This is a genomic window from Acinetobacter sp. (assembly GCF_050285345.1).
Lineage (GTDB): Bacteria > Pseudomonadota > Gammaproteobacteria > Pseudomonadales > Moraxellaceae > Acinetobacter.
Map to the genome: position 1 here is coordinate 1 of NZ_JBLZXR010000074.1, position 14,220 is coordinate 14,220.

Here is a 14,220-nt window from a genome sequence, read left to right on the forward strand (position 1 = left end):
TAGACTCAACTTCACGCCAATTAGATCCGTTAGTTGTTGGTCAAGAGCATTATGAAATTGCACGTTCTGTACAGAACGTATTGCAACGTTATAAAGAGCTTAAAGACATCATCGCGATTCTTGGTATGGACGAGCTTGCTGAAGAAGATAAACTGGTTGTTTACCGTGCGCGTAAAATCCAGCGTTTCTTCTCTCAACCGTTCCACGTAGCTGAAGTATTTACTGGTGCTCCTGGTAAATTAGTATCTCTTAAAGAAACGATTCGTGGCTTTAAAGGTCTTCTAGCTGGTGAATACGATCACATCCCAGAACAAGCGTTCTACATGGTTGGTGGTATTGACGAAGTGATTGCTAAAGCTGAGAAACTTTAATTAGTTCCCTAATTTAGGAGATTCTCATGGCGACTATGCAATGTGACGTTGTAAGTGTTAAAGAGTCTTTGTACTCTGGCACTGTAACTATGCTAATTGCTAAAGGTGCTGGTGGTGAGTTGGGTATTATGCCTGGCCATGCGCCACTAGTAACTTTGCTCAAGCCGGGCGCAATCCGCGTTCTGCTTGAAAATGGTACAGAAGAATTAATCTATGTATCAGGTGGTGTACTAGAAGTTCAACCGCACGTTGTTACAGTACTTGCAGACACTGCAGTACGTGCTGACAACCTTGATGAAGCAGCAATTATTGAAGCTCGTAAACAAGCTGAACAATTGTTAGCAAATCAAAAGAGCGATTTGGACGCTGCTGCTGCATTGGCTGCTCTTGCAGAAACTGCTGCTCAGTTGGAAACCATCCGCAAAATCAAAAACCGCGCTCAATAAGACACGGTTTGAGATTGAAAGAGCCACCCGAAAGGGTGGTTTTTTTATGCCTAAAGTATTTGAAAAAACTGATCAATCTAAAGTTGCATATATTTTATTCATGTTTTGATTTATTCTCATTCAATTCAACTGCCTAATACTGCCTTATGAATCTCATCGCTTTTGAACCTCACTTTTGGGAACTTTACCAAGACTTTGATCACTATTATTTAAGTATTGCAGTTGATCTAAGTTCTGTAGTGTCATGTTGGGATGTGGAATTGACGCATGAAGAAGTGCAGCAATATGAGCATCGTGGTCGCGTCAGTATTCAAGAACTGGCAAAAGAGATGGTGGCTGCAACCTATAGAGGTGATTTTAGTTCTTTGGAAAGTCGCTTGGTTAAACCGTATGAACGGCAAGCCATGCAAGCTGCGTTTAAAACATGGCAACAGCAACAACAAGCTGAATAAGTAGTTTATGGGTGGTTTATGGGTTCATCGGCAAGATTGAGAACTCGCCATCTGCAATAATTTTAAGCTTAAAAATTTCAGTGAAGCCTTCTGCATAGCAGGGAATTTCTAATTTCTTATAGGTGGCTCGAATCCCAACTTCGGGAATATTGGCTTTACCTTCTCTATAGCTATTACGTTTTAAAGCACTGGCCAAATCAGTATCAAAATAATAAGCAATCACGTCGAAACCTGCATCACGCGCACGTTGAATATAACGCGCACGATCTGCCTGTGTTGGGTTGGTGTTATCAATCACCATTTTGGTTTTAGACACTAAACCAGCTTCAAAAATTATATTTTCACGATATCGGGTTTTCAGCATATCGAGATTAATACGCAAATGACTGTGGTATAAATTCAACATATAAAATGTGGATTTACCCGATGCTTGTACACCGGTGAAAATAATCAGTTGCATAGTGGATGAAAAAATCTGTAGGCCTTGTATTGCATATTAAAGCAGCTACAGGCTTTTGCTACAATTCTTGCACTGCCAATAACAACAAAATAGGTCAAAACTTTTTATGTACGTACTTCGATTATGTTTATGTTTGTTGCTAGCAACGCCGCTGCTTGCCTGTCAAAGCCAATATGTCACGACACCAAATGTCGCGACTGAAGCCGCATTGGTAGCGGAATCGGTAGATAATGGCATCAGTACAGAACTTGAAATTCCATATCTGTCCGCTTTTCGTAATCTAAGACAAGCCTATAATCACTGTGTGGCGTTCACTTCAGCAGAAGCTTATGTGTATACCGACAATCGACTGGAAGAACATTTAGAGCAAGGCACGTTGATGGCGCGTACAGAAAATGGTGCTTTTCTACATAAAATGTTGGTGGAGGGGATGGGAGCTGACAAAACTCGAATTACCCTGTTTCTGCCAGCCAAATATCATTTTGCCCAAGCCCGTTTTAAGCAAGATGTGCAACGTGCACTTGGACAAGATAAAAACTGTAATACCTATGAGTTTGCCCAATTTTAAAGTAGGAAAAAGAGAAAGTTGTTCATTTTTTGGTGGAGAAATTTTACATGCTTAAAAACTTTATGTTTTTCAATTGTTTTTGATATGGTCTATCAATAATGCGGAAAGTTTTAGATTAAAAATATTGTGAATTTGCAGCATGACATTTTGTGATGTGTGGTCGATAAACCGCTCATCAGGCAGTGAATCACAAGAAGTAGCAAACCGAGAGAATTGCTTACAAATTCATCACGCTGACCAATTTATTCTTCCTCTATAGTAGAGTTAGGTTGTTTAAAAAATAATCTCAACACGTATAAGATGGAGAGAATAAATATGGCAACAATGAAAGCAGCCGTAGTGACTGCATTTAATCAACCACTACAAATACAACAAGTCGAAATTCCTAAAGTCACACCAGGCAAAGTCTTGGTCAAAATTATCGCGACAGGTGTCTGTCATACCGATTTACATGCCATGCATGGTGATTGGCCTGTTCAGCCCACTTTACCTTTTATCCCCGGGCACGAAGGGGTAGGTGAAGTGGTTGAAATTGGCGAAGGGATTGAACATTTAAAAGTTGGTGATATCGTCGGGATTCCTTGGTTATATTCAGCGTGTGGGCATTGTGATCATTGCTACGCGGGCTGGGAAACCTTATGTAAACAACAACAGAACTCAGGCTATTCGGTCAACGGCAGCTTTGCAGAATATTGCTTAGCAGATGGTGATTATGTGGGTGTGATTCCTGAAGGTGTCGATCTATTGGAAATCTCACCTATTCTATGTGCTGGTGTCACTGTTTATAAAGGATTGAAAATGACCGAGGCCAAAACTGGGGATTGGGTCGCCATTTCCGGGATTGGCGGTCTAGGTCATGTGGCGGTGCAATATGCCAAAACAATGGGCTTTAATGTCGTGGCAATTGATGTTGATGACTCAAAACTTGAATTGGCAAAAAATCTCGGCGCCGATGTCGGCATTAATGCCTTAAAAACCGATGTGAAAGAGGCGGTATTGCAGGCAACGGGTGAAGGTTGTCATGGTGTCTTGGTGACGGCGGTCTCTCCGAAAGCTTTTGAACAAGCCGTGTCGATTATACGTCGTGGTGGTACGATGGTCTTAAATGGTTTGCCACTCGGAACTTTTGACTTGTCGATCTTTAATATGGTGCTGGAGGGAATTACGGTACGTGGTTCAATTGTTGGGACACGTCTGGATTTAAAAGAAGCGCTAGATATTGCCGCGCGTGGTAAAGTCAGAGCGCATATTCATGTTGAACCGCTCGAAAATATCAACGATATTTTTGATCGTATGGAAAAGGGTAAAATTGATGGCCGTATCGTGGTTGATATGCGGCTTTAATGCAAAATTTCATAGCAACCTAACATAGAGCAAAACCAAGACAGACCAGTTCGGTATGATTGAAAAGGTCTGTCTTGCATGTTTAGAGCTGAAAAAAATTAACTTTCGGATGAATTTTTGTCTTGAGCTGAATGATCTGAAATGATCATGCTGGCAAGTTTCACCATCTCCAGTTGGATATTGCCCATTTGATTTTTAATTTTCTGAATATCCACTTGGGTTAAATCTATTTGACCATTTAAAAAGGGTGAAGCTAAAACTTGCTGATTGGCAGCTTGTAAATTGCTGCGAATATCATCGATTTCAGTACTTTTTAGGTTCAGTCCACTGAGTGCCTGATTAAAACCTTTCAATTGTTGTTGTAGTTGATTGGCTGCCTTTTGCAGTTGAATCGGATCCTGGCTATTGACCGCCGTTTCAATATCGCTTTGGGTTTGTTTCAATTGCTCAACATAGCTGCCCGCTTTCAATTGCATGTCGGCGACATCACGGACAATGTAAAACATATTGCCGCTTTTTAGATTTTGTTGCTGAGTCGCTGATTCAGTTTCAGTTACTTCATGACGCTCAGATGGAGTCGTAGTGGATAATTCAACGTCTTCAGCAGAGGTTTGAATGTCTTGCCCAGGTGCTGTTGCAGGGTCACAACCGATCAGCACCAATACACCACTAAACATGGCAAAAGGAAGGATGGCATTCTGCAAAAGCTTTTTCATTGATTCGTCACTATGTTTGATCGATATAGAGTCAATATAGGGTCAGAATGTGAATTAAAAATAGATTGTTGCAAAGCAATAACAAAACTTTGCTTGCTCATCATTTGTGGGAGTGCAGTTGGTAGCGTTAAATGCATCGAAGACTAATTTTTTAGGATAACTTATTGTATTATATTATAGATATTTTTGATATGCCCAATGAAGATCCATTGAATCTTCATTGGGCGTTTGAGCTTTAAGGGGGAGCTTTTAGGTGCTTATTTGATTAATTCAGCATTAATGGCATCCACAATACGTGCATCATCTGCCTGAATATCTGGCGCAAAACGTGCAACCACTTCACCATTTTTATTGACCAAGAATTTTTCAAAATTCCACAGTACTTCGGGTTTTGGGTTCGGGGTTAGGCCATATTCAACCAGATCCTGCCACCATGGGCCTTCACCGATACGTTCTGGAATCGCTTGGGTAAGGGTTTGATACAGTGGGTGTTTATCTGCGCCAGCCACAGAAATTTTTGAAAATAATGGAAAATCGACATTGTAGGTAGTGGAGCAAAAAGTTTGAATTTCTGCTTCAGAGCCCGGTTCCTGTTCTAAAAAGTTGTTAGCAGGGAAGGCTAAAACTTCGAAACCTTGCGCTTTTTTCTCGGTATAGAGTTTTTCTAAGCCTTCATATTGCGGGGTTAAACCACATTTAGAAGCCACGTTGACCAGTAATAACACTTTGCCTTGATATTGGTTTAAGGTGGTATTCTCGCCTGAAATGGTTTTGACCGGGATATCGTAGACTGAAGCTGACATATTCGTTCCTAATTGAAGTTGTGCCTTTCATCCTTGTTTTAAAGGGAAAATTGGATTACGGCAAGCCTTTATAGACCCGCTTTTCGCATAATTTTTGTCAACCTGTCATTTTTCTGAGCAAGGGCATTGGGTTATTTTATTTTAGAGAACTTCTTTCCTTTGCTCTTCAAAAGTCATGTTTACAGAAACCAAGATCACTTCTGTAAGCAACACAACTTTTTTTCAATTTGGAGCAATAAGTTTTTATTTATTTTTGTCAAAATTTAAAAGGTTAAGGTGCGTGTATACGTCCGTTTAAGCGCGATGTTGGCTCGGGGTTTTACCGGTATATCGTTTAAAAAACTCAATAAAGCTTGAGCTGTGTTGATAGCCTAATTCGAAACTTAAGGCTTTAATTGATTGGCCCGATCTCAGTTGTTGAATGGCATAAATGATTTTGGCGCGATTTCGCCATTCGGAGAGACTCATATTTAACTCAGTTTGGCTTAAACGCAGTAACTGCCGCTCACTAAGGGGAAAATGGGCCAAACATTGCTGTAAGCTCAATTGGAAATTTTCCACTTGTGATAAAAATGCCAAGATCGGTTTTAAAATGACATTATGGCTTGGGGGTAAATAATGGTGATGCTTGGGGGCGGTACGGAGTTGATCTAGAAGTACCTGTAGTAAATGTCGATATGGTTGAATATCACTCTGCGTGTGCGGAAAATGTAGAATTTCTTGAACCAAAAGCCGAAAAAAGGGCTGAATACTGAAGACTTCAGTTTGTTTGGGAAATTGGGTACATAGATGCGGAGCAAGACGGATAGCAACATAATGAATCGGTTGATCATCAATGGCTGTAGAGCAATGTTCAGTATGCGGTGGAATCCATAATCCGTAACTGGCAGGCGATAAATGATGTTGTCCCTGTATTTCATATTCAAACACACCGTTTAAACAAAAATTAAAGTCCCCCCAAATACAACTGTGCGGATAGACCGTGTCTGTCGCGGTGTAATGTGCTTCAAAAATTTCAATCTGCTGTTCAATCGTCAAGGTCGCATACCTATTCAAAATAATGTCCTAACTTCAGTACAAATGTCTGAAATTATGTATTTCAATTAAATCAGACGTTACGCAAAATACCTAAACTAAAATAGTGTTCTAAATAATCTGCAAAAGGAGTGAGGCATGATGGTTCAATCGCGAGGAGCAAAGTTTGCGATCCTTCTGCCTTTGATTGCGGTGTTTATTTGGTCCTTAAATATTGTGGTCACTCGCTATGTGACGGACTATATTTCTCCAGTCAGTATCAGCTTTTATCGTTGGTTGATTGCCTTTCTGATTTTGACACCTTTTATGCTGAAAACCGTTTGGCAGCAACGTAGGTTGATTACGCAGCATTGGCGACAATTGGCGGTGCTCAGTGCTTTTGGCATGGTGCTCTATCAAGGGTTAGGGTATACCGCAGCACATTATACGACGGCGACCAATATGGGCATCATTAATGCCTTTATTCCCGTCTTTACGATTGCGGTATCTTTGCTCTTGCTGAAAGATATTCCCAGTCGCTATGCCTTAATCGGTTGTGGTATTTCCTTTGTCGGTTTGCTCTTTGTGGTGGCAAAAGGAGATTTTGCCAATTTGTTGACGATGGGCGGTCATCTTGGCGACATTATGATGATCTTTGCTGTGTTCTTTTACGCCTTTTATGGGGTGTTTTTAAAGAAATGGCAATTGCAGATTCCGTTATTATTAAGCCTGTATGTGCAAATTTTCTTTGCTTTGGTTTATCACTTACCTTTTGTACTATATCTCGGACTTGATGCTCTTAATATGCAAAATGCATCCAGTGTGTTTTATGCAGGCGTTTTTCCGTCTCTCGTGGCACCTTTGGTTTGGATGTTGGCGGTACAGCATTTGGGACCCAATCGCACCAGTATTTTTATGAACCTCATGCCAGTTGTTACCGCTGTAATTGCGTATTTCTGGTTGGCTGAACAATGGATGCTGTATCACACAATCGGCACAGCCATGGCTGTTATCGGGGTGATTTTGGCTCAACGGAAATAATTGGGCTGAATATTTGAATAAAATATTGGAAAAGTTGATTAAAACTTATTCATTTAAATTCGGGTTTTTAGAGATTAAATCTTTGAAAATGGTAATTTTTAGCGCATTTTTATATTAAAAAAACGATTATTTGTCTTAAAATTCAATTAAAAATAGATACATATTTTGAATAAGTTGTTATTAATATTAAAGTAAAATTATGAGTAACACTTTTTCTTATATAAAAAATCTATTTGTTTAATATTAAAAAATATAACATAATACTTTCATCGTAAGTGATGAGCTAATTACTTGACATTTACTCAGAGATTGCAAGACCCTCTGGATGTGATTAATACACATCCTTTTTTATGCTCAGCCATCCCTATATGGCTGAGCTTTTTTTTGCCTGTTATTTAGAAAAGTATTCAGTGATATAAACAACATCCACGCTTATGCGCGGATGATTTCACCTGTTTCAGCATCAATAATTTGACTCGGTTCTCGGCTGAGTCCTAAATCACCATTTAAATAATCCAATTGGTTAGCAAAGTACTGATTGGCTTCTTGCAAGGAGCGGGCAGGTTCAAGTCCTGCTGGATTGGCACTGGTAGAAACAATAAAGCCATTAAAGGCTTGGCAGAGTGCAACACATAACTGATGTGTGGTCACACGCACTGCGACTTTGGGATGATTGCCTTTAATCCAAGTCGGGATATGGTCACCCGCGGGCAGTAACCACGTGGTAGCACGCTCATTGGGTTTACGATTGCTCCATGAGGCAATGACTTTCGCACGCATTTCGGCAGTTAAACCTGTTAATAAGGGTTCGACTTGGGCCACATTGGCTGCCAATAAAATTACCCCCTTCTCGATTGGACGTTGTTTGAGGCGTAATATTTCATGAAAGGCTTGCTCATTATACGGGTCACATCCTAGGCCCCAAACTGCCTCTGTAGGATATGCCAGAACCTGACCTTTTTTGAGACAGGAAGCTGCTTCAGCAACAGAGGTGGTAATCATTTCCAATTGACCTTATTTAATTCGACAATCGACTATTCTGAACCTAATTTACCCATTCGACAACGTAAGTAATGGCCAGCTTGTTGTGTGGCAAAGCCCAGCAGTTCTAATTCCATCAGTTGGCTGATCAGCGTCGCGGTATCGATGTTGAGTTGAATTGAGAGTTGATCTAAGTCCTGACCGACCCAATCCAAGGCGCGATAGACAGGTAACAAGTGCTCTGGAATTTCGGCGGGTGAAGGCGTTGGAACAAGTTCCACATCGCTACTCAAGCTCTGTTTGGCTTCAGTGGCTTGCCATTGTGTAGCAAGAGCCAAATCCTCAATCACTTGCTGTGGATGATCAATTAAAATTGCACCTTCTCGGATCAGTTGATGACAACCTTGATGATGTTCACTGTAAATATGCCCTGGAATGGCAAAAATCGTTTTACCTTGTTCTGCTGCAAGTTGGGCGGTAATCAGTGAACCACTTTTTAATGCTGCTTCGGCAACAATCACCCCCAAACTTAAAGCACTGACAATACGATTGCGTCGCGGGAAATTGTGCTGCAAGGGCGGAGTATTGGGTAGAAATTCACTGATGATGGTTCCGCCATGTCTGACAATATCTTGGCGTAAAGTTTGATGTGAACTTGGGTAAGTCTGATCTAGACCTGTCGCCATTACAGCAATAGTGTGATGATTTTGTAATGCAGCGCGATGAGCCGCTTCATCAATTCCTTGTGCCAACCCGCTATTGATATAAAAGCCTTGCTCACTGAGGTAATAGGCAAAATCATAGGCCACTTGTCGCCCTTGCGTACTGGGTTTACGACTACCGACAATCGCAATTTGCGGCTGCATTAAAGCTTGCAGATGACCTTGGCCGAATAAAATTGGTGGCTTATTAGTATAAGGGCGGAGCTGCTGCGGATAAGCTGGATCACAATCGATCAGTACAAAATCACAGCTGCTTTCAATTTGTTTCAGACAGTGTTGGAATTGTTGTTGACCCGTATCGCGATGAAACTCTTGAAAACGTTGTAGGTGATTTTTATGAATGCCTAACTTTTGCCATGTACTGTATTGGTCAGCAGTCAGTGCATGTTGCAAAGTAGGGTAGTGTTGCTGAATTTTATAGAAACTCGTCAGCGAATGCTGAACCAGAAACCATAAGCGAATGTAATCTAACTGCACAGCACTAAATGAATGGAGCATAACGAGACCTTTAAATCTGTCTTCTTTTTTTAGAATAGGGAAATAAAATGAGGCTGAAGTTCAGCCTCATTTCAAAATTTTAATAGTAGGATTAGTCATCCATCAGTGGTGGCTGAATGCTTGCACCGACTTTAATTGGCAATTCACTTTCAAGGACATAAGCATAACTTAAGTTATCAAAGGTTTTGAACACCATGATATTACCAATGCGCTGGCCTGGAAGTTGAATGCGTTCTTTGGTTTTTGGATCGGTTACGATCTCACCTTTTTGGTTCACGCTAAAGACATGACCCGATTGAACACCTTGTAAACTACCTCGGTCAATCGTCACTACACTGTGAACTGCAGCGGTACCAATTGAGCCCATCACACGCACAATGCTGCCGTCAGCAGTGACATTGTCAGCATTGGTTGGGTAGAACAGGGTTGGTAGCATTGGATCATATTCAGGCAGGACACGATCACCACGACGAACTTCAGCATTATAGGTATCGGTCAGTTCCAATGTCGTAATGTCATTTTTACCACGAACAGCAACACCTGAAGCCACTTGAGTCAGCTCAAGTCCTGCATTGTATTTTTTGCCATTGGCATCGGTGAACAGGTACGGTTCGCCTTCACGATATACCGCATAACGTTGACCGACTTGCATGCCTTGACCGCGTGCATACACGGTTTGACCTTTGGCCGCCAATACGCGTTGATCGGCTGTACCTAAAATGTATGGTGTCCCTTCAAGTGAATCATTCGCCACAATCATGCTGCGCTCAAGCCATTGCTTGATATATTCCAAAGGAATGATAGGAATCGCACTGTTGAGTGACTCAACGCGAACTTGTGGTTGTAGTTTCGTCCCACCGGTATAACGACGGATAATCCCTTCACAGCCATCACCCTCATCTTTACCAATGATCGGTTGACCGTTGTAGGTACACATCAATAAACGGTCACCGGGGAAAATCCAGTGTGGGTTTTTCACGTGTTTATTGCTTGCCCAAATTTCAGGCCAGCGCACTGGATTTTTCAAAAAGCGTTTTGAGATATCCCAAAGTGTATCGCCTTTTTTCACCACATAGACTTGCGGCGCACCCGCTTTTAAGGAAGGTGGATTGACGTTGCGAGCAGGAGCAGCTTCTGCAATGCTGACCATGCCCATCCCCACACTTACACACACGGTAAGTGCCAATAATTGTTTTTTAAACCCCAAGGCACTAAAAGTTGGCATGCCCTTCAAAACCTTTTTCATTATCATAATTCCTAAAATTATGTATGTAGTTGCGTTATAATAACGATATTACACACAATTTTTTGATGAAGCATTCCTTCATTTTGTTTTTTGATCAATGGCATAAGTGAGGACGTCGTATGGCCTTATTACCTATTTTAAGTTTCCCCGATCCCCGTCTTCGTACCATTGCAAAACCAGTCGAAGAAGTTACTGATGAAATTCGTCAGTTAGCAGCCGACATGTTTGAAACTATGTATGAAGCACCGGGAATTGGCCTGGCAGCAACACAGGTAGATCACCATATTCAGCTGATAGTCATGGATTTATCTGAAGAAAAAGATCAACCCATGGTGTTTATTAACCCCAAAATTACGCCATTGACGCAAGAGACGCAGCCCTATGAAGAAGGCTGTTTATCAGTGCCTCAAATATACGATAAAGTTGAGCGCCCGTCACGCGTAAAAATTGAGGCAATTAACCTTGAAGGTCAATCATTTGAAGTTGAAGCGGACGGACTTCTCGCAGTTTGTATTCAACATGAAATGGATCACTTAAATGGCAAATTATTTGTCGATTATTTATCGCCTTTAAAGCGTCAGCGCGCACGAGATAAAGTCGAAAAATTAGTGCGTCAACGTGAAAAAGACAAAGTTGCGGTAAAACGCTAATTGCGGAAACTGAAAAATGCGTAATCTAAGCCCAATTTCGATTGGGCTTTGTTATACTTGCCACAGACAGATTTTAGGGTTTGCCTTTGCCGTTACGTAGTGGACTGTTGCTGTCCTTTGCAGCAGTATTTTTACAAATTGCTGTATTTTTACAGCCTTTACTGCCGAAGCAATATCAGGTTGCTCCGGTGTGTGAAACCATTACGCGTGCACTTTTGTTACCTTCTGTTCATACTGAACATGCCTCACAGCATTCACCTCATCAATATTCCGTTCACCAAGACTCAAGCAGCTTAGACCATTCAGGCCATGAACATGATGCCAGTCATCAATGTCAGTACTGTACTGTGTATGGTAATTTGGTTTTGCCTCCTGAACTCGAAGTCAAAGAAGTATTAGATCGGGTCCAAATCCGTTTAATGGCGTTCCAAAAAGCCTTTAAACATGTTTGGTTTGTTCTTCAGCAACTCTTTTTAATTCCTCAAGGGCGAGCCCCGCCACTGGTTGCATAAATTCGACATTTTTTGCTTGGGTCTTGATGGACTCTGGCATGCCTATATTTATGTATTCAGTGAGATAAAAAAATGGCTCAGCCTAAATTCTTTCTACAGCCTCTTGCGGCTGCAATTTGTGTTGCCTGCTATTCAAACGTCGCTTTTGCCGATGACATGGATTCTGATCGATCAGATAAAAATGCCGTACAAACTCTGGCTCCCATTGTGGTCACGGCGCATCAAGGCAATGATGCCAATGGACTGATTGTACGTGCCAATCCAAAACAGCCGATTCAGCCTATTCCGGCCAGTGACGGGGCAGATTATTTAAAAAGTATTGTCGGTTTTAGTGCGGTAAAAAGTGGGGCAGGGACCAATGGTGATGTGACCTTCCGTGGCATGTTCGGTTCGCGCATTAAAGTGCTGACTGACGGTACGGAAAATCTCGGGGCTTGTCCAAGTCGAATGGATTCGCCGACTTCTTATATTTCACCTGAAAGCTATGACCGTATTTCGGTGATTAAAGGGCCGCAGACGGTGCAATATGCCAATACCGGTTCTGCGGCAACAGTGTTGTTTGAGCGTAAGCCTGAACAATTCGACGCTGATCAAAACTATCGTGGTCAGGCCAGTGTACTCATGGGGTCTTATGGGCGCTTAGACCATAATGTAGAAACTGCAATCGGGGATGAGAAAAAGTATATCCGCCTGAATGCTAACCGTTCGGTATCTGATAGTTATCAAGATGGAAATGGCACCACGGTGCCGTCGGATTGGGAGCGCTGGAATGCTGATGTCGCTTTAGGCTGGACACCAAATGAAGATACTTGGGTAGAACTAACAGGTGGCAAAGCTGATGGTGAGGCGGTGTACGCGGGCCGAATGATGGATGGTTCACAATTTGCCCGCGAAAGCTTGGGGCTTCGAGTCGAGAAAAAGAATGTCACTGAGGTGATTAAGAAAATTGAAGCACAGGTGAACTATAGCTTTAATGATCATGTCATGGATAATTTTAGTTTGCGGACTGTAAATGAACCAAATAAGGCAATGACAGTTACACGTCGTACTTTAAATGGACGCTTGGCTGTAAGTAGTGAGTGGGAAAAGTTGCAGCTCGTTACGGGTATAGATACCCAGAATAACAAACATGCAGGCGGCATGTATCACGCGACAATGTCACACATGAATAGTCCTGTCACCACAGACATGGAGTTTCATTCTTATGGTGGTTTCGGTGAATTAAGTTATGACCTAGGTGGTGATAACAAGCTCATTACAGGATTGCGTATTGATCAGGTGGAGATTGATGCGATAAAAATGAGTCATAGTCGTCAGGAAACCTTAGCAAACGCCTTTATTCGTTTTGAAAATACACATCCTGAGCATGATGATGGTAAAACCTATATTGGATTAGGTTATGTTGAGCGTGTGCCAGATTACTGGGAATTATTTAAAACGGATTTAAATGCTAATGCTGCTTCGACATTTAAAAACTTAAGTAATGAAAAAACCTTACAACTAGATTTGGGTTATCAGCATCAACATGGAGCATGGACTTCATGGGTATCGGGATATGCTGGATTAGTGCAAGACTTTATTTTGTTGCAATATGATCCGAATAAACAAACAGGTCATGGAGTGAATGCTGCAAACTCAAAAAATGTCGACGCAACCATTGCAGGTGCAGAAGCTGGGATTGGCTATCAATTTACAGATGCGATTCAAGCAGATGTGAGTACCATGTATGCGTGGGGTGAAAATACCACAGATAATACGCCATTACCGCAAATCTCACCTTTAGAGGCTCGGGTAAATTTACGCTATATCCAAGATAACTATACTTTGGGTGCTTACTGGCGTTTGGTTGATGGTCAAAACCGCATTAGTAAACAAGAAGGTAATATCGTTGGTTATGATCATAAAAAAAGTGCAGGTTTTGGCACGCTGTCTTTAAATGGTACTTATCATGTAAATGATGCTGTAGATGTATCACTAGGCATTGATAATGTCTTGGATAAAGCCTATACCGAACACTTAAATAAAATGGGGGCATCAGGAACAGGGCTTCCAACCGATCAACAATTTAATAATATTGGTCGAAATTATTGGGCACGAGTGTCTATGAAGTTTTAATTCGAGCTAAATTTAAACAAAAAAGCAGACTTTGGTCTGCTTTTTTGAATTTAAATAAAGTTAAATTCAATAAAAACAAATGCTTAAATTGATTTATTGTGCGGATAAATTTAAATTAAATTTTTCTTGAAATAAATTATTTATATAAAACATATGCTTATTGGTTATTAAGTTTATTAAATAAACATACGAAAAAATGTTTTTAAAAAAGGTGTTGCGTTGGGTTGGAAATGCTGTAGAATGCACATCCATCGGCGGTGATGTTGATTAAAACTTGTTGA

General features: G+C 41.2%; 15 protein-coding genes and 1 pseudogene. 9 read left to right on the plus strand and 7 right to left on the minus strand.

Annotated features, from left to right (window positions below; translation table 11 throughout):
* The 3 genes and pseudogenes from ACN6OV_RS06875 to ACN6OV_RS06885 form a co-directional block, all read left to right on the plus strand.
* A pseudogene (locus tag ACN6OV_RS06875) lies at nt 1-371 on the plus strand (F0F1 ATP synthase subunit beta); the annotation flags it as partial.
* A 26-nt stretch (nt 372-397) separates the two neighbouring features.
* On the plus strand, nt 398-817 hold the full coding sequence (locus ACN6OV_RS06880) for a F0F1 ATP synthase subunit epsilon (RefSeq protein WP_427951168.1): 420 nt from the start codon (nt 398-400) through the stop codon (nt 815-817).
* 146 nt (nt 818-963) lie between these two features.
* On the plus strand, nt 964-1,269 hold the full coding sequence (locus tag ACN6OV_RS06885; protein WP_427951170.1) for a hypothetical protein: 306 nt from the start codon (nt 964-966) through the stop codon (nt 1,267-1,269).
* A gap of 16 nt (nt 1,270-1,285) precedes the next feature.
* Here ACN6OV_RS06885 and ACN6OV_RS06890 read toward each other — a convergent pair whose 3' ends face one another.
* Nucleotides 1,286-1,729 (minus strand): AAA family ATPase, encoded by a 444-nt coding sequence (locus ACN6OV_RS06890; protein ID WP_427951172.1) that lies wholly within the window; start codon nt 1,727-1,729, stop codon nt 1,286-1,288.
* A 133-nt stretch (nt 1,730-1,862) separates the two neighbouring features.
* Here ACN6OV_RS06890 and ACN6OV_RS06895 point away from each other — a divergent pair, with 133 nt between their 5' ends.
* Together ACN6OV_RS06895 and adhP are read left to right on the plus strand one after the other, a co-directional pair.
* Nucleotides 1,863-2,297 carry a hypothetical protein gene (locus ACN6OV_RS06895; protein ID WP_427951175.1) on the plus strand — a complete coding sequence of 145 codons (435 nt, stop codon included), beginning with the start codon at nt 1,863-1,865 and terminating at the stop codon, nt 2,295-2,297.
* 315 nt (nt 2,298-2,612) lie between these two features.
* Nucleotides 2,613-3,641: an alcohol dehydrogenase AdhP gene (gene adhP, locus ACN6OV_RS06900; protein WP_427951178.1), complete on the plus strand. Its 1,029-nt coding sequence runs from the start codon at nt 2,613-2,615 to the stop codon at nt 3,639-3,641.
* 98 nt (nt 3,642-3,739) lie between these two features.
* On the opposite strand, the gene ACN6OV_RS06905 is transcribed toward adhP, so the two are convergent.
* The 3 genes from ACN6OV_RS06905 to ACN6OV_RS06915 all read right to left on the minus strand — a co-directional run bounded on the left by ACN6OV_RS06905 (nt 3,740) and on the right by ACN6OV_RS06915 (nt 6,219).
* Nucleotides 3,740-4,357, minus strand: a complete 618-nt coding sequence (locus ACN6OV_RS06905; protein ID WP_427951181.1) for a hypothetical protein — start codon at nt 4,355-4,357, stop codon at nt 3,740-3,742.
* A 257-nt stretch (nt 4,358-4,614) separates the two neighbouring features.
* Nucleotides 4,615-5,160, minus strand: a complete 546-nt coding sequence (locus tag ACN6OV_RS06910; RefSeq protein ID WP_427951183.1) for a glutathione peroxidase — start codon at nt 5,158-5,160, stop codon at nt 4,615-4,617.
* Nucleotides 5,161-5,454: 294 nt separating this feature from the next.
* On the minus strand, nt 5,455-6,219 hold the full coding sequence (locus tag ACN6OV_RS06915) for an AraC family transcriptional regulator (RefSeq protein ID WP_427951203.1): 765 nt from the start codon (nt 6,217-6,219) through the stop codon (nt 5,455-5,457).
* A gap of 114 nt (nt 6,220-6,333) precedes the next feature.
* On the opposite strand from ACN6OV_RS06915, the gene ACN6OV_RS06920 reads away from it, so the two are divergent.
* On the plus strand, nt 6,334-7,215 hold the full coding sequence (locus ACN6OV_RS06920; protein WP_427951186.1) for a DMT family transporter: 882 nt from the start codon (nt 6,334-6,336) through the stop codon (nt 7,213-7,215).
* Nucleotides 7,216-7,647: 432 nt separating this feature from the next.
* Here the strand turns inward: ACN6OV_RS06920 and ACN6OV_RS06925 are convergent, their stop codons facing one another.
* From ACN6OV_RS06925 to ACN6OV_RS06935, 3 genes are all read right to left on the minus strand, one after another.
* Nucleotides 7,648-8,217 (minus strand): L-threonylcarbamoyladenylate synthase, encoded by a 570-nt coding sequence (locus ACN6OV_RS06925; RefSeq protein WP_427951188.1) that lies wholly within the window; start codon nt 8,215-8,217, stop codon nt 7,648-7,650.
* 32 nt (nt 8,218-8,249) lie between these two features.
* Entirely contained in the window at nt 8,250-9,416 is a 1,167-nt protein-coding gene (gene dprA / locus ACN6OV_RS06930; protein WP_427951190.1) for a DNA-processing protein DprA, read from the minus strand.
* A 91-nt stretch (nt 9,417-9,507) separates the two neighbouring features.
* Nucleotides 9,508-10,662, minus strand: coding sequence for a LysM peptidoglycan-binding domain-containing protein (locus tag ACN6OV_RS06935; protein WP_427951193.1), 1,155 nt, complete (start codon nt 10,660-10,662; stop codon nt 9,508-9,510).
* Between the two features lie 119 nt (nt 10,663-10,781).
* On the opposite strand from ACN6OV_RS06935, the gene def reads away from it, so the two are divergent.
* The 3 genes from def (at nt 10,782) to ACN6OV_RS06950 (ending at nt 13,939) form a co-directional block, all read left to right on the plus strand.
* Nucleotides 10,782-11,312, plus strand: a complete 531-nt coding sequence (def, locus tag ACN6OV_RS06940; protein WP_427951195.1) for a peptide deformylase — start codon at nt 10,782-10,784, stop codon at nt 11,310-11,312.
* Nucleotides 11,313-11,398: 86 nt separating this feature from the next.
* Nucleotides 11,399-11,824 (plus strand): DUF2946 family protein, encoded by a 426-nt coding sequence (locus ACN6OV_RS06945; protein WP_427951198.1) that lies wholly within the window; start codon nt 11,399-11,401, stop codon nt 11,822-11,824.
* A 72-nt stretch (nt 11,825-11,896) separates the two neighbouring features.
* Complete coding sequence (locus ACN6OV_RS06950; protein WP_427951200.1) at nt 11,897-13,939, plus strand: TonB-dependent copper receptor; 2,043 nt, start codon at nt 11,897-11,899, stop codon at nt 13,937-13,939.
* The last annotated feature ends 281 nt before the right edge of the window (nt 13,940-14,220 follow it).